This is a genomic window from Stenotrophomonas sp. (assembly GCF_032056425.1).
Classification (GTDB): Bacteria; Pseudomonadota; Gammaproteobacteria; order Xanthomonadales; family Xanthomonadaceae; genus Stenotrophomonas.
In genome coordinates, this window is the sequence record NZ_DAMBCN010000005.1 from 133,317 (window position 1) to 148,533 (window position 15,217).

The 15,217-nt window shown below is 68.2% G+C and carries 12 protein-coding genes; 4 read left to right on the top strand and 8 right to left on the bottom strand.

Annotated features, from left to right (window positions below):
* Positions 1-39: 39 nt before the first annotated feature.
* From RTY46_RS06095 to RTY46_RS06120, 6 genes are all read right to left on the bottom strand, one after another.
* Positions 40-1,581: an efflux transporter outer membrane subunit gene (locus RTY46_RS06095; RefSeq protein WP_312707192.1), complete on the bottom strand. Its 1,542-nt coding sequence runs from the start codon at positions 1,579-1,581 to the stop codon at positions 40-42.
* Positions 1,581-3,137 carry a DHA2 family efflux MFS transporter permease subunit gene (locus RTY46_RS06100; protein WP_312707193.1) on the bottom strand — a complete coding sequence of 519 codons (1,557 nt, stop codon included), beginning with the start codon at positions 3,135-3,137 and terminating at the stop codon, positions 1,581-1,583. The genes RTY46_RS06095 and RTY46_RS06100 overlap by 1 nt, the downstream gene beginning before the upstream one ends.
* The gene (locus RTY46_RS06105) at positions 3,134-4,297 is read right to left on the bottom strand and encodes an HlyD family secretion protein (protein WP_312707194.1); all 1,164 of its coding nucleotides are present in this window, start codon (positions 4,295-4,297) and stop codon (positions 3,134-3,136) included. The genes RTY46_RS06100 and RTY46_RS06105 overlap by 4 nt, the downstream gene beginning before the upstream one ends.
* A gap of 410 nt (positions 4,298-4,707) precedes the next feature.
* Entirely contained in the window at positions 4,708-5,820 is a 1,113-nt protein-coding gene (locus RTY46_RS06110; protein WP_312707195.1) for a polyamine ABC transporter substrate-binding protein, read from the bottom strand.
* A 90-nt stretch (positions 5,821-5,910) separates the two neighbouring features.
* Positions 5,911-7,308 (bottom strand): glutamine synthetase family protein, encoded by a 1,398-nt coding sequence (locus RTY46_RS06115; RefSeq protein ID WP_312707197.1) that lies wholly within the window; start codon positions 7,306-7,308, stop codon positions 5,911-5,913.
* On the bottom strand, positions 7,305-8,066 hold the full coding sequence (locus tag RTY46_RS06120) for a gamma-glutamyl-gamma-aminobutyrate hydrolase family protein (protein ID WP_312707199.1): 762 nt from the start codon (positions 8,064-8,066) through the stop codon (positions 7,305-7,307). Before RTY46_RS06120 ends, RTY46_RS06115 begins: the two co-directional genes overlap by 4 nt.
* A 199-nt stretch (positions 8,067-8,265) precedes the next feature.
* Here RTY46_RS06120 and RTY46_RS06125 point away from each other — a divergent pair, with 199 nt between their 5' ends.
* Positions 8,266-9,504, top strand: coding sequence for an FAD-binding oxidoreductase (locus RTY46_RS06125; protein WP_312707241.1), 1,239 nt, complete (start codon positions 8,266-8,268; stop codon positions 9,502-9,504).
* A 176-nt stretch (positions 9,505-9,680) separates the two neighbouring features.
* The gene (locus tag RTY46_RS06130; protein WP_312707200.1) at positions 9,681-11,261 is read left to right on the top strand and encodes an MASE1 domain-containing protein; all 1,581 of its coding nucleotides are present in this window, start codon (positions 9,681-9,683) and stop codon (positions 11,259-11,261) included.
* A 50-nt stretch (positions 11,262-11,311) separates the two neighbouring features.
* Here the strand turns inward: RTY46_RS06130 and RTY46_RS06135 are convergent, their stop codons facing one another.
* A complete protein-coding gene (locus tag RTY46_RS06135; protein WP_312707202.1) occupies positions 11,312-11,758 on the bottom strand; it encodes a hypothetical protein in 447 nt (148 codons plus the stop codon).
* Positions 11,759-12,026: 268 nt separating this feature from the next.
* Here RTY46_RS06135 and RTY46_RS06140 point away from each other — a divergent pair, with 268 nt between their 5' ends.
* Positions 12,027-13,370, top strand: a complete 1,344-nt coding sequence (locus RTY46_RS06140) for a diguanylate cyclase (RefSeq protein ID WP_312707204.1) — start codon at positions 12,027-12,029, stop codon at positions 13,368-13,370.
* 84 nt (positions 13,371-13,454) lie between these two features.
* Positions 13,455-13,916 (top strand): bacteriohemerythrin, encoded by a 462-nt coding sequence (locus RTY46_RS06145; RefSeq protein WP_108755823.1) that lies wholly within the window; start codon positions 13,455-13,457, stop codon positions 13,914-13,916.
* Between the two features lie 6 nt (positions 13,917-13,922).
* On the opposite strand, the gene RTY46_RS06150 is transcribed toward RTY46_RS06145, so the two are convergent.
* Complete coding sequence (locus RTY46_RS06150; protein ID WP_312707205.1) at positions 13,923-15,203, bottom strand: MFS transporter; 1,281 nt, start codon at positions 15,201-15,203, stop codon at positions 13,923-13,925.
* Between the last annotated feature and the right edge of the window lie 14 nt (positions 15,204-15,217).

A 15,217-nucleotide genomic window follows, 5' to 3' on the forward strand; every position in this document is an offset into this window, starting at 1 on the left:
GATGGCGGTATGACGGGGTGTGGCGGGCGGCGGGCAGGGTCAACGCGCGGCCACCGGCGGCGCATCCTGCCAGCCCAGCCCCAGGCTCTTCTGCAGCGCGACGTAGCGCACCAGCAGCTGCAGGCGCGCCTGTGCGGCACCGTCCTGGGCCTGCAGGCGTTGGCGCTGCACGTCCAGCAGGTCGATCTGCGAGGTCGCCCCGGCCTGGCGGCGCTGCGTCATCAGCGCCAGCGACCGCTCGGCCGAGGCCTGCGCCCGTTCACTGGCCTGCAGCTGCTCGCGCGCCGCGCCGAAGCGTGCCAAGGCGGTGTTGGCGTCCTGCAGGGCCGCCAGTACGCTGCTTTCGTAGGCCGCCAGGCGCGCCTGGTTGCCAGCCCGGGCCTGCGCCACCCGCGCCTTGTTCACCCCGAAGTCAAACAGCGACCACCGCAGGAACGGGGCCACGATCGTGGCCGCCGAATCCGGGCCGAGGTCGGACGCCGAGGCAGCCCCGGCACCGATAGTTCCCAGCAGGGTGACCTGCGGGAAATAGGCGGACAGGGCCTGGCCGATCTGCGCCGACGAGGCCGCCAGTTCGCGCTCGGCCTTGCGCACGTCGGGCCGGCGCTGGATCAGCGCGCCAGCATCGCCCACCGGCACGCTGGCCGGCAGCTGTGGCAGCGGCTGGTCGACGGCCAGGCGCGCATCCAGCGCGCCGGGCTCGCGGCCGACCATCAGCGCCAGCACATCGCGCGCTTCGTCGGCCTGCGCGCGCAGCGGCGGCAGCGCGGCCTGCTGCTGTTGCAGCTGCGCCTGCGCGCGCTCGACCTGCAGGTCCGAATCGGCGCCGCGCTGGCGACGCTGCCGGGTCAACTGCAGGCTGTCTGCGGCCGCATGCAGGTTGTCTTCGGCCAGGGCGATGCGTTCACGGCTGCTGCGGTAGCCCAGGTAGACTTGGGCCAGCTCGGCGGCCAGCTGCACCTGTGCATCGGCCAGCGCGGCCGCATTGGCCTCGGCCTCGGCAGTGGCCTGCTCGGCTGCACGGCGGCGGCGACCGAACAGGTCCAGTTCCCAGCTGGCATCGAAGCCGGCCACGTACAGCTCGGTGTCCAGATCGAGGTCGGCGAACTGCTGGCGCAGCTGCGCGGCCTCCTGTGGCCGGCCGTTGGCCTCGGCCACGCTGGCGATGTTGTCGCCCAGGCCGCGCACGCTGTTTTCCAGCGAATCAGGCGCCTTGACGTTGGCGTAGCCGGCGGCAGCGCCCACCGATGGCAGCTGCTCGGCACGGCGCTGGCGCTGCAGCGCGCGCGAGGCCAGCAGCTTGGCCTGCGCGGCACGCAGGTCGGGGCTGTTGCGCAGCGCCTCGTCCACCAGCTGGTCCAGCAGCGGATCATTCAGCGCGCGCCACCATTGGCTGGGGGGCGTGGCCGGCTGCACGCCGGCCTGTGCGGCGCGGTGCAGCTGTGCCTGCGCGGTGGCGTTGCCGGCCAGCTCCGGTTTCACGTAATCGGGCCCCAGCATGCAACCGGCCAGCAGCAGCGGCAGCAGGGCCGGGCACAGGCCGCGCAGGCGGAAGGGAACGGGCAAGGAAGTCGAAGTCATCAGTGCATCGCCAGGGGAACGCCCTTGGGCAGGGGCTTGAGCAGGAACACCAGGGGAAAGGTGAGCACCACGATCAGGCCGAAGATCCAGAACAGATCGTTGTAGGCCATCACCATCGCCTGCATCTGTACGGTCTGCGCCAGCACGGCCACGGCCTGGCCGGCATCGCCCAGCTGCTGGCCGTAGGCATGCAGTGCGTCCTGCGCCAGGGTGGAGTTGGCGGTGACGCTGCTGCCGATCGCATCCACATGCAGGGTGGTACGCCGTTCCTGGAACGTGGAAATGATCGCCAGGCCGATCGAGCCGCCCAGGTTGCGCGCGGCGTTGAACAGCCCGGACGCATCGCTGGTGTACTCACGCGGCACCGAAGTGATGGCGGCCTGGTTCAGCGCCATCATTGCCAGCGCCAGCCCGCAGCCCTGCAGCAGCTGGCCGACCACGAAGTGCGGTCCGATGCTGTCCGGGCTCAGGCCCAGGTTGACGAAGCACGCCGCGGCAAAGCACAGCATGCCGCCGAACACCATGATGCGCACGTCCACCGTTTCCAGCATCTTCGGCATCAACGGCATCAGCAGGATGGTTGGCAAGCCCGCCAGCAGCAGCACGTAACCGGCCTGTTCGGTGTTGTAGCCGGCGATGATCGCCAGGAACTGCGGGATCATGTACATCACCCCGAACAGGATCATGCCGACCGCCATCACCATCACGAACACCGCGCCGAAGCTGCGCTGGAACAGGATGTTCAGGCGGATGACCGGTGCCTTGCTGGTGAACTGCGAGACCGCCAGCAGGGCAAAGCCCAGCAGCGAGACGATGCTGAGCACCACGATCATCGTGGATTCGAACCAGCGCTCGCGCTGGCCATCTTCCAGTACCACGGTCAGTGCGGACAGGCCGGCGGTCATGCCGACGATGCCCAGCCAGTCGGCACGCAGCAGCCCGCCCCAGTCCGATTTCTCGTGCGGCAGGCCCAGCAGCAGCAGCGCGACCAGACCGGCGCAGATCGGCACGTTGATGAAGAACGCGTAGTGCCAGCTGACGTTTTCGGTCAGCCAGCCGCCCAGCAGCGGGCCGATCACCGGGCCGAGGATGACGGTCATGCCGAACAACGCGGTGCCCAGCGGCTGCTGTTTCGGCGGCAGGCGCGTGCCGACGATGGTCAGCGCAGTGGGAATCAGTGCGCCGCCGGCAAAGCCCTGCCCTACCCGTCCGGCAATCATCATCGGCAATGAATCGGCCAGCCCGCACATCACCGAAAACGCGGTGAACAGCGTGGCGCAGATCAGCAGGAAGGTGCGCAGCCCCAGTGTGCGCACGAACCAGCCGGTCAGCGGAATCATCACGATTTCCGAGACCAGGAACGCGGTGGAGATCCAGGTGCCTTCAGTACCACTGGCGCCGACCTCGCCCTGGATGGTGGGCAGTGCGGCGTTGACGATGGAAATATCCAGCGTGGCCATGAACGAGCCGATGGTGCCGGCGGCTACCGCCAGCCACGCCGCGGCGTCGGCCTTGCCTTGCGCGGCGGGCGCAGCAGGTGCGGTTGCAGCGTTCATCGTGCGCCGCGGGCCTCGGCTTCGTCGCGGCTGCGCTCGGCGTCGTCCTTCGCGCTGCGGGTGTCCACGGTCACCTCCACCGACATGCCCGGCACCAGCACCTTGCGCGCCTCGGTGCCGGCGTCCACGCGGATGCGCACCGGCACGCGCTGCACGACCTTGGTGAAGTTGCCCGTGGCATTCTGCGGCGGCAGCAGCGCGAACTGCGAACCGGTGCCCGGTGAAATGCTTTCCACCGTGCCCTTCAACGTGGTGCCCGGCAGCGCATCGACCTTGATCTCGGCCGGTTGCCCGGCGCGCATCAGGCCGACCTGGGTTTCCTTGAAGTTGGCGCTGAGATACAGCGCGGCCACCGGCACCACGGTCATGGTGCGGGTACCGGCGGCCACGAACTGGCCCACCTGCACGGTCTTGTTGCCGATGCGGCCGTCGATGCGCGCGCGCAGTTCGGTGTCTTCGAAGGCCACGCGGGCCTGGGCGGCGTCGGCCTGGGCCTGCTTCAGCCCGGCCTCGGCCTGTTCGCGCTGGGCCTGGCTGGCTTCGATCTGGCTCTGTGCGCCGGCAATCTGCGCCTTGGCCGCATCGTGCTGTGCCTGTGCGCGTTCCAGGTCGTGGCGCAGGCTTTCCACGTGTTCATGGGTGTCGGCACCACTGGCGGCCAGTGGGGTGAAGCGGGCCAGTTCGGCGCGGGCGAAGCGCAGCGACGCGCTGGCGGCCACCAGTTGCGTACGCGCCTGCAGCAGGCTGGACTGCTGGCCCTGCACGCCGGCGGTGGCGGCGGCGATATCGGCTTCACGCACGGCGATCACGGCTTCGGCCTGGTCCAGGGTGGCGCGGTAGGTGCGCGGGTCGATGCGCAGCAGCGGTTGCCCGGCCTTTACCCATTGGTTGTCCTGCACCAGGACGTCGGTGACGTAGCCGTTGATGCGCGGGGCGACGGCGACGGCGTCGGCCTGCAGGTAGGCGTTGTTGGTGTCCTGCAGGTAACGGCCGACAAGCAGGTGGTAGACCAGCCAGGCGATCAATGCGATGGCCACGACGATGCCGATGATCGCCAGGGTCCAGCGGACCTTGGGGTTCTTCAGGGGCGAGGGCTTGTCCTCTTTGCTGGAGGCGTCTTCGTCAGTGGGGGCGTCTGTGCGCTGGGGCTGGTCGGTCATCGTCTCGTTGTGGCGGTGGTCAGTGCCATACGGGACGGTAGGGGAAGGAGTGCGGAGGCGAGGTGAAAGCGTTTGTCGCGTGCCGGTGATGAGTTCCCGGTTGGCAGGTTGCAGAGCCGGGGGCTTGGCCAGGACACGCGGTGAACCCATCCATGGGGCTCGTAGGCGCCTTGCTCGCGTGCGCTGTCCTGCGCACGCGGCAAGACCGGGGTTGGGCGTCCTGCCCAACCCGCCGGGCGCATGCGCCCGGCCCATGGCGCCTACGGTCCTGGCCAAGCCCCCGGCTCTGCACCCTGCCCTCACGCATCCCGGCGGCGGACAGGAGGTCAACGGCAGAGCAAAGGCAGAGCAGAAGCAAAAAAAACGGAGGCCGTTGGCCTCCGTTTTCTCTGTACTGCATCAACCGATTTTTACTTGCCGGTCTTCACTTCGGTCCACAGGCGCGTGTAGAGCTTGTCGGTTTCCGGGGTGTTGATCGAGTAGGTGAACATCTTCGCGGCGACGTCGGCTGGCGGGTAGATGGTCGGGTCGGTGCGGATCGCTTCGTCCACCAGCGGGGTGGCGGCGGTCACCGGGTTGGCGTAGTGAATGAAGTTGGTGTTGGCTGCGGCAACCTTCGGTTCCAGCAGGTAGTTGATGAAGGCGTAGGCGGCCTCGGGGTGCTTGGCGTCCTTGGGGATGGCCAGCATGTCGAACCACTGCGGCGCGCCTTCCTTGGGAATCGAATAAGCCACGTGCACGCCGTTGCTGGCTTCTTCGGCGCGGTCGCGGGCCTGGATGATGTCACCCGACCAGCCCACCACCAGGCAGGTGCCGCCGTTGGCCAGCGACCCCACGTACTGCGAGGAATGGAAGTTCTGCACGTACGGGCGGATCGACTTCAGCAGGTCGGCAGCCTTCTGCAGTTCGGCCGGGTCGCCGCTGTGCGGGTCCAGGCCCAGGTAATGCAGGGCGATCGGGATCATGTCGGCCGGCGTGTCCAGGATGGTCACGCCGCAGTCCTTCATCTTGGCGATGTTTTCCGGCTTGAAAATGAGGTCCCAGCTGTTGGCGATGTCGGCGCTGCCGCCGAAGCGCTCCTTCAGCATGTCCACGTTGTAGCCGATGCCGGTGGTGCCGATCATGTACGGCACGCCGTACTTGTTGTCCGGGTCCTGGGTGGCGATGCGCTGCATCACCGACGGGTCCAGGTTGGCCAGGTTCGGGATCTTGCTCTTGTCCAGCGGCAGGAACACGCCGGCCTGGATCTGGCGGCCGAAGAAGTTCAGCGTGGGCACCACCACGTCGTAACCGCTGTTGCCGGCCAGCAGCTTGGTTTCGACCATCTCGTCGCTGTCGAACACATCGTAGGTGACCTTGGTCCCGCTCTGCTTCTCGAAGTTCGGGATGGTGTCTTCGGCGATGTAGTCGCTGTAGTTGTAGACGTTCAGGACCTTGCTGTCCTGCGCGCCACCGTTGCCACCGCCGCCACAGGCGGCGAGCAAGGCGGAGGCCAGGCCGAGCGTGAGGATACGCAGCTTCATCGGGTGCTCCAGAATGCGGGTGGGGGGCCGGCCGGGCCGGCGACGGGTGCCAGCCTACCCCCCGGCGGCTCATTCATCAATTGCGGGTTTTCACACGTTCAACAGCAGGAACTCACGCTCCCAGGAGCTGATCACCCGGAAAAAGGTCTCGTATTCCTTGCGCTTGACCGAGATGTAGGCGCGGCAGAAGCGCTCGCCCAGCAGGGCCTGCAGTTCGGCGCACTGTTCCAGCCCATCCAATGCCTCGCCCAGCGAGCGCGGCAGGTTGTAGCCCAGTTCCTTGGCGCTGCCGGTCACCGGCGCATCCGGGGCCAGCCGCTCGCGGATGCCGAGCAGGCCGCAGGCCAGGGTCGCGGCCATCGCCAGGTAGGGGTTGGCGTCGGACCCGGCGAAGCGGCTTTCCACCCGCATGTTTTCCGGTGTATCCAGCGGCACCCGCAGGCCACAGGTGCGGTTGTCATAGCCCCAGTGCACGTTGCTGGGCGAGACTTCACCGAACACCAGGCGACGGTACGAGTTGACGTTGGGGGCGAAGAAGGCCATCGCCTGCGGCACGTATTTCTGCAGGCCGCCCAGGTAGTGGCCGAACACCGGGCTGAATTCACCTTCGGCATGGGTCTCGCCGGCGAACACGTTGCTGCCGTCGCTCACCCGCACCAGGCTCTGGTGGATGTGCATGGCACTGCCCGGCTCGTTCTCCATCGGCTTGGCCAGGAAGGTGGCGTACACGCCGTGGCGCATCGCCGCCTCGCGCATGGTGCGCTTGAACAGGAATACCTGGTCGGCCAGGTCCATCGCATCGGCATGGGTGAAATTGACTTCCAGCTGCGCCGCACCGGATTCGTGGATCAAGGTGTCCACGTCCAGCTTCATCGCATCGGCGTAGTCGTACATCAGGTCGAGGATGGGATCGAATTCGTTCACTGCATCGATCGAGTACGACTGCCGCGCGGTTTCCGGGCGCCCGGAACGGCCGGCCGGTGGCAGCAGCGGGAAATCCGGGTCGGTGTTCTTCTGCACCAGGAAGAATTCCAGTTCCGGTGCCACCACCGGGCGCAGGCCCAGCTCGGCGTAGGCGGCCAGCACGCGGCGCAGCACGTTGCGCGGGGCCAGCTCGTGTGGCTCGCCGCTCTTGGTGTAGCAGTCATGGATGACCTGCGCGGTGGCATCGGCCGCCCACGGCACCATGCGCACGGTGTCCGGGTCCGGGCGCAGCATCATGTCCGAATCCGAGGGCGAGGTCAGGTCGTAGTAGTCATCGGGAAACTCACCGGTGACCGTGGTGGCGAAGATGCCTTCAGGCAGGCGCGTGCCGTAGTCGTGCGAGAACTTGTCGGCGGGAATGATCTTGCCGCGCGCGTTGCCGGTGATATCCGGCACCAGGCATTCCACTTCGGTGATGCGCCGTTCCTTCAGCCAGCGCAGCAGGCTGCTTTCCTGCGGCTCGGGGGGCGTGGCCGTCTTGCGCGGGCGCGGTCGGGAACTCATCGGGCATCCAGTCGATTCTGTTGGTACTGACGGCAAGCTTGGCCGAAAGCACGGAAAATAGCGTGATAGAACGGCGTCTGCGTGACACGCCACTCCGGGTGCCACTGTACGCCCAGCACGAAGCGGTGGTGGATACTGCGTGCGGCTTCGACCAGGCCGTCGCTGGCGGTGGCCTCGACCTGCAGCGCGGGCGCCAGCCGTGCGATGCCCTGGCCGTGCACGGAATTGACCTGCGCGGTGTCGTCGCCGTGCCACTGCCAGAGCCAGCCGCCGGCGACCAGTTGCACGCTGTGCGCCGGCCCGTACTGCACCTCGACCGCGGCCTGCGGATCTTCGCGATGATCGGCCAGGTTCGGCACGGCATGTACCTGCGGGTGCAGGCTGCCCCCCAGGCTGACATTCAGTTCCTGGAAGCCGCGGCAGATCGCCAGCACCGGCAGGTCCAGCGCCAGGGCGGCCTGCAGCAGCGCGAACGCGTTGGCGTCGCGCGCCGGATCATGCGGATTTCCCGACCAGGTGCGCCCGCCTTCATAGTGCTGCGGCTCGATGTTGCTGACCGCGCCGGTCAGCAGCAGCCCGTCCAGATCCTGCAGCCAGTCTGCGGCAGGCAGTGGCGGTTGCAGGCTGGGCAGCAGCCACGGCGTCACTTCGGCGGCGTCCACCAGCGCGCGGACATATTTCTCGCCGGCCATCGCGAAACGGTGATGGCCCATCACGGTGCTGTCGGTGGGCAGGCCCACCGCGGGCAGGCGGCGCATGCGGGACTCCTTGGCGTGCCTGCACGGTACCTGTGTGCCGGCACGGGCGGCAAGTCGCCACCATCACGCCGCTGGGCGCGCCGCTGGGCGAAACTACCCGCGTGACGACCGCCTGCCCTGCCCCTTCCGAACCGCCGCCACCGCACCTGCGAGGACGCGCGTGAGTGCCGCGTTCCCGCCCAGCTGGTATGCAGCCAGCCTGCCAGAACCGCCGCCGTTGCCGCCCCTGCAGGGCCAGGTACAGGCGGACGTGGCGGTGCTGGGCGCCGGCTACACCGGGCTGACCGCCGCGCTGGAACTGGCCGCGCGCGGCTACCGCGTGGTGGTGCTGGAAGCGCAGCGGATCGGCTGGGGGGCGTCGGGCCGCAACGGCGGCCAGGCCCTGGTGGGCTACGGCTGCGAAGTGGACACGCTGGAGCGCGAGATTGGCCGTGCCGATGCGCGCCTGCTGTTTGACTGGTCACGCGATGCGGTGCAGGCCATGCGCGGGCGCATCGAGCGCCACGCCATCGCGTGCCACTGGGTGGAAGGCCACGCCAGCGTGGCCATCCGCGCGCGCCACGAGCGCGACCTGCAGAGGCACTGCGACCACCTGCAGCGCCACTACGACTACCCCATGCAGTGGTGGGACCGCGCTGCCCTGGCCGCCCAGCTGGACAGCCCGCGCTACCGCGCCGCCATGTTCGACCCGCTCAGCGCACACCTGCACCCGCTGGCCTATGCGCGCGGCCTGGCCGACGCAGCGCGTGCGGCCGGGGCGGTCATCCACGAACAGTCCGCCGTGGTGCGCGTGCAGCGCGGCCAGGCGCCGGCCCTGCATACCGCCGCCGGCAGCGTGCACGCCCGCCATCTGGTGGTGGCCGGCAACGCGTGGCTGCAGCGCCTGCTGCCCGAGCTGGAGCGGCGCATCATGCCGGTCGGCACCTACGTGGGCGCCAGCGCGCCACTGGGCGCCGAGCGCGCGCGGGCGCTGATCGCCAACAACATGGCCGTGGCCGATACCGCCTGGGCGCTGGACTATTTCCGCCTGAGCCATGACCACCGCCTGCTGTTCGGCGGGCGCGCCAGCTATTCGGCGCTACCGCCGCCGGGCCTGCGCGGGGTGATGCAGCGGCGCATGCACCAGGTCTTCCCGCAGTTGGCCGATGTGCCCCTGGAACAGGTCTGGGGCGGCTTCGTCGACATCACCCGCAACCGCGCCCCGCACTGGGGACGGCTGGACCCCAACCTGTACTTCGCGCAGGGCTTTTCCGGCCACGGGGTCGCCGCCGCGGGGCTGGCCGGCGAGGTGATCGCCGCCGCGATCGCCGGCCAGAGCGAGCGCCTGGACGTGTACCAGCGCCTGCACCATGCCCCGTTCCCGGGCGGCCGCCTGCTGCGCACGCCACTGCTGGTGGCGGCCATGTCCTGGTACAAGCTGCGCGACGCGCTGTGGTGACCCCCGGCGTGAAAGTGTGAACCCGGTCGGAGGCTGCACGCGCCGGTTGGCAGGGGCGGCGTGGCATGACGGTTGCAGGCAATTGCAAGCGTCCGCCGCAGCCGATACTGTCGCCGATTGGGGCCAGGCGCGATGCCTGGAGTGCGCTGGCGCGCAGCGGCAAGGGAGACTTGCGATTGAACTGGTGGACGAATGGAATTCGCCTTGATGTACGTATCCGACCGGCTGGGCTGGCTCTGGCGGCGCTGTATGCGCTTGCCTGCTGGGCCACCCGGCAGATTTCGCTGGACCAGTTCTACCTGCCGGCCGGCATCCGTGTGGCCGCGCTGCTGCTGTGCCCGCCGCGGCTGTGGGGCTACCTGATCCTGGGCGAGTACGCCTACTTCGCGCAGATGCGCTACCCGATGATCGACCGCTACGGGCTGCCGTGGGTCGTGTTGGCCTCGGCCTGCCTGATACCGGCCGTGGCCCTGGTGGTGGGTCTGCACCGCCGGCGCCTGGCCACCTCCGGTGAAGCCTGGGTCCTGTCCATTGCCGCGTGGGCGGCGCTGGCCACCGCGGTCCTGAAGCTGGCCCTGGCCCATCTGCTTTGGCCCACCCCGCCTTCCGATCCGGTGCTGGGCAGCGCCATCCGTTACCTGCTGGGCGACTACATCGCCATCATCACGGTGGTCCCGCTGGCCCTGTTGTGGTCGCAGCGCGGCGCCGGCCATGACTGGTCCAGCTGGCGGCAATGGCCGACCGTGGCGTCGCTGGCGGCCCTGCTGCTGCTGGGTGGCGCAGCGATCTGGGCCGGCGCCAGTTCCGATCCGGCCAAGACCAGCCTGCAGCTGCTGATGGCCCTGCCCGCGGTGGCGCTGACCTGCATGCATGGCTGGCGCGGCGCGGCCGTGGCGGTGCCGCTGCTGAACATGCTGATCAGCGTGGGCACGCCCAGCAGCGGCCTGCCCGGCTCGTTCGATGAGCGCACCTTCATGACCCTGCAGATCGTAGCCGTGGCCGGCACCGCCCTGCTGGCACTGGGCTCGCGGATCAGCCAGCACTACCACCAGTACGCGCACCATGACCAGGCGGGTCGACAGGCCGCCGATTTTTCCCGCAATGCGCATATCGCCAATGAAATGGACCTGCGCCAGCGTGCGTTGGCCTTGCGGCGTATTGCCGATGACATCGAAGCCTCGCTGGGCGAGACCGCCGAACTGCTGAAGCTGCATGGCCACCATGAGCCCGCACGGCAGTTGCTGGGCACCGCGGCGAGCCATTCACGCCAGTTCCGCGAGCTGACCAGCATGGTCTACCCGGCCGAGCTGGAACAGCTGGGCCTGTATCTGGCCCTCCAGGCCAGCGGCATCCACCAGGCCTGGGACGCGACAGATCGGCTGGGGCGCCACCAACTGCAGGGCGATCCGTGCCAGTTGAACCTGGGCCTGCAGCTGGCCACCTACCGCACCCTGGCCGAGGCGGTGTCGCTGCTGCTGAATGGCGAACGCGGGCAGATCCAGGTGCGCGCACGCTGCGGCCGCCGCAGACTGCAGCGCGGCATCGTGGTGACGGTGGGCCTGCTGGACCGCCACCGTGTTCTGTCCGAGGAAACCATGGCACTGGCACGACGCCGCCTGAGTGCGCGGGCCATCGCCTATGGGGGTCGCGTGGACTGCCGTGGCAATCGCATCCGCATGCTGCTGCTCGATTCACCGGCGCAGGTCGAACAGGACATCGCACTGCCGGCACGGCTGGCCCCGCACGGCCTGCGCTGAGCACAGCCACGACCGGCCCCGCGCGCAGCAGGGCCGGTCATGCAGCGCTGTTACTGGCCTTCGCCAGGCAGTTCCACCGACCAGATCGCGTCGGCGCCCTTGCCGTACACCACCAGCGAGAACTCGGCGCGGCGATACACCACCTGGCGCGTCGCATTGGCCGGAATCACCAGGCGCTGCGAGGGCAGCGAGGTCCTGGCCGGCGACTTGCCTGCCGGCAGGGTCCAGAACACGTTGTCGAGCGTGCCGACGATCAGCTTCACCTGGCCGGTCAGGTCATTCACCTGGAAATAGGTGATGCCATCGCGCTGGAAGCCATATACCTGCCAGGACGGGTCCTGGCTCAGGTTCAGTGCGGCGGGCAGCGCCTCGCCCAGGCCACTCTTGGCCAGCTGGATGCCGTTGCCGTCGCTGGGGCAGCAAGCGGCGGCGGCGATCATCGGCATGGACAGCAGCGCAGCCGCTGCAATGGCAGTACGCATACGGGAAAAACGCACGGGCAACCCTCTTGTGGAATGAATGTTGATGAGCGGCCAGGCACTGCCGCATTCGCCTGGCGCCGCCACTGTGCTTCGGCGCGGGCACCGGCGGTGCCCGTGAACTCCGAGCGCCCCCGGCCAGCATGGCCGGGTAGCGGCACCGAGCATACCGGTCCCGGGCCACCGCAGCATGTGCCGCCCCCCACGCTGACGGCCACGATGCACTAAAGTTTCGGCTGCAACGGCCGCTACCCCGGCCAAGCCCTCCCACGTGAGCCACCGCACCATGCCCGTCCTGCCGCAGGTCGTTGTCGATGGCGACCTGGCCGACCCCCTGCCGCAGCGGATCCTGCTGGTGGAAAATTCACGCGCGTTCACCGGCATGCTGCGCGAAGCAATCGAACAGCGGCTCGAGCTGCCTGTGGTCGTAGCATCCACGCTGGCCGAAGCGGGCCGGCTGCTGAGTGAAGAACACGGCTGGTTCCTGGTGCTGACCGGACTGGTGCTGGCCGATGGCGATCGCGATGCCGTGGTCGAGTTCTTCCTGAAGCGCGATCTGCCCACCGTGGTGGTCAGTGGCGTGTATGACGAAGACCTGCGCAAGCGCGTGCTGCAGCAGCAGATCATCGATTACGTGCTGAAGAACACCCCGGGCAGCATCGATTACCTGGTCTGGCTGGTACAGCGGCTGGAACGCAACCGGCGCATCGCGGCGCTGGTGGTGGACGATTCACCGTCGGCGCGTGGCTACGCGGCGGCGTTGCTGCGCATGTATGGCCATGAGGTGTACGAAGCGGCCGATGGCAGCGAGGGCCTGGCGGCGATCGAGGCGCACCCCGCCATCCGCCTGGCGGTGGTGGACCAGGAAATGCCGGGCATGCAGGGCGTGGAATTCACCCGTCGCCTGCGCACCCTGCGCTCGCGCGACAAGGTGGCGGTGATCGGCATTTCCGGCAATACCGATGCCTCGCTGATCCCCCGCTTCCTGAAGAACGGTGCCAATGACTTCCTGCGCAAGCCCTTTTCGCGCGAAGAATTCTTCTGTCGCGTCTCGCAGAACGTGGACCAGCTGGAACTGATCGGCACCCTGCAGGATCTGGCCACCCGCGATTTCCTCACCGGCCTGCCCAACCGCCGTTGTTTCCTGGAACAGAGCCAGCGCCAGTTGCCGCAGCTGCACGTGCAGGGCCAGACCGTGGCGGTGGCGATGATCGACATCGACCACTTCAAGCACATCAACGACACCTACGGCCACGAAGCCGGCGACGATGCCCTGCGCGCCGTCGCCCGCGCGGTGGGCGACCACGCACGCAGCCAGGACCTGATCGCGCGCTTTGGCGGCGAGGAGTTCTGTCTGCTGGTGCCGGACATGGGGCAGGACGAGGCGCTGCAGTACTTCGAAGACCTGCGCCAGCGCATCGCCGCGCTGGAGGTGGACATCGGCACGGCTACCCTGCGCATGACGGTCAGCATTGGCCTGTGCTGCCTGCGGCCTCAGCGCGATTCGCTGCACCGGCTGATTTCCGAAGCGGATCGGCAGCTGTACCTGGCCAAGGCCGGCGGCCGCAACCGGGTCAGCAGCACCACCGTGGCCGCGCCGCAGCGCGCGCGTGAGCCTGCTTTATCCTGACAAGCACGCTTTGATCCAGATCAACGCCGCGTGCCGGGCGCGCGCCTACAGTCGCACCCGACATCAGCATGAAGGGGCGCCGGAATGGCACTACTGCTCTGGCAGGACGATCTGAACACGGGCATCGATGTGATCGACCAGCAGCATCGTCGCATCGTGGAAATGCTCAACCACCTGCACGTGGCACAGTCCAGCCTGCAGCGCGTGGCGGTGGCCGAGGTGATCGACGAAGTGGTGGACTACACCATGTCGCACTTCGCGTTCGAAGAGGAGTTGATGGAGGAAGCGGGCTATCCGTTCTGCGCGGCGCACAAGCGCGTGCATGAAATCTTCATCAAGCGCGTGGCCGAGTACCGGCTGCGCTTCCAGGCCGGCGAGGATGTCAGCGACGAGCTGCGCACCATGCTGTCACGCTGGTTGTTCAACCACATCCGTGGCGACGACCAGGCCTATGCCGAGCAGGTGAAGGCGCACTTGAACCAGTTCGCACGCGAGCACCAGAGCGGCGGCTGGCTGGGCCGAACGCTCAAGCGCATCTTCGGCTGACGGCGGTCACCCACCGCGCCGGTGCAGTGCCACCAGCGCGCACAGGGTGGCCACCGCGGTCAGGCACAGGTAGTAGCCGACCGCCACCAGACCGAAGCGTTCGGCCAGCCAGGTGGCCAGGTACGGTGCCGGTGCGGCACCGAGGATGCCGGCCAGGTTGAACGACAGCGAGGCGCCGGTATAGCGCACCTCCACCGGGTAGATTTCGGCCAGGAAGGTGCCACAGGGGCCGTAGGTCAGGCCCATCAGGAACAGGCCCAGGCACAGGAAGACCAGCACCAGCCACGGGCTGTTGGCCTGGAACAGCGGCGCGAAGAGTACGCCGAAGCCGAGGATCAGCACGCTGGCGATGATCATCGTACGCCGCGTGCCCCAACGATCGCCGTAGCGTGCCGACAAGGGAATGCCAACGGCGAAGAACAGCATCGCCACCATCTGCATCAGCAGGAACTGCTCGCGGCTGTAGCCCAGCACCGCGGTGCCATGGCCCAGGCTGAACACCGTCATCAGGTAGAACAGCACGAAGGTGGCGAAGGCGCCCAGCGTGCCCAGCAGCATGGGCAGCGCGTGGTGGCGCAGCACCGTCCACATCGGCAGGCGCACCGGCGCCTTGCGGTCCAGCGCTTTCTGGAAATCCGGTGTTTCGTGGATGTTCAAGCGCACCCACAGGCCGAGGGTGACCAGCAGCGCACTGGCCACGAACGGAATGCGCCAGCCCCACTGCAGGAAATCCTGCTGGCTGAGCCAGCGGCCGAGCAGCAGGAAGATGCCGGCCGACAACAGGAAGCCCAAGGGCGCCCCCAGCTGCGGGAACATGCCATACCAGGCGCGCTTGCCCGGCGGTGCGTTCTCGGTGGCCAGCAGCACCGCCCCGCCCCATTCGCCGCCCAGCCCCAGCCCTTGCCCGAAACGGCACAGGGCCAGCAGCGCCGGCGCCCACAGGCCGATCTGCGCATGGGTCGGCAGCAGGCCGATCGCGACAGTGGACAGACCCATGGTGAGCAGGGCCGCCACCAGCGTGGCCTTGCGACCGATGCGGTCACCGAAGTGGCCGAACACCGCCGAGCCCACCGGGCGCGCGATGAAGGCCACCGCGAAAGTAGCCAGGGATTGCAGCAGGGCCGCCTGGTCGCTGCTTTCCGGGAAGAACAGGTGCGGGAAGACCAGCACCGCTGCGGTGGCGTAGATGTAGAAGTCGAAGAATTCGATGGTGGTGCCGATCAGGCTGGCCAGCAGCACACGACGGGGCGAATTCACGGGGGCAGCGGCAGCGGAGAGCGTGGACATCGGCGAGGCGTGGA

Bases quoted from the DNA above. Each gene is read 5' to 3' on its own strand.
- RTY46_RS06095 (WP_312707192.1), bottom strand. From the start codon at position 1,581: ATGACTTCGACTTCCTTGCCCGTTCCCTTCCGCCTGCGCGGCCTGTGC.
- RTY46_RS06100 (WP_312707193.1), bottom strand. From the start codon at position 3,137: ATGAACGCTGCAACCGCACCTGCTGCGCCCGCCGCGCAAGGCAAGGCC.
- RTY46_RS06105 (WP_312707194.1), bottom strand. From the start codon at position 4,297: ATGACCGACCAGCCCCAGCGCACAGACGCCCCCACTGACGAAGACGCC.
- RTY46_RS06110 (WP_312707195.1), bottom strand. From the start codon at position 5,820: ATGAAGCTGCGTATCCTCACGCTCGGCCTGGCCTCCGCCTTGCTCGCC.
- RTY46_RS06115 (WP_312707197.1), bottom strand. From the start codon at position 7,308: ATGAGTTCCCGACCGCGCCCGCGCAAGACGGCCACGCCCCCCGAGCCG.
- RTY46_RS06120 (WP_312707199.1), bottom strand. From the start codon at position 8,066: ATGCGCCGCCTGCCCGCGGTGGGCCTGCCCACCGACAGCACCGTGATG.
- RTY46_RS06140 (WP_312707204.1), top strand. From the start codon at position 12,027: ATGCCCGTCCTGCCGCAGGTCGTTGTCGATGGCGACCTGGCCGACCCC.
- RTY46_RS06145 (WP_108755823.1), top strand. From the start codon at position 13,455: ATGGCACTACTGCTCTGGCAGGACGATCTGAACACGGGCATCGATGTG.
- RTY46_RS06150 (WP_312707205.1), bottom strand. From the start codon at position 15,203: ATGTCCACGCTCTCCGCTGCCGCTGCCCCCGTGAATTCGCCCCGTCGT.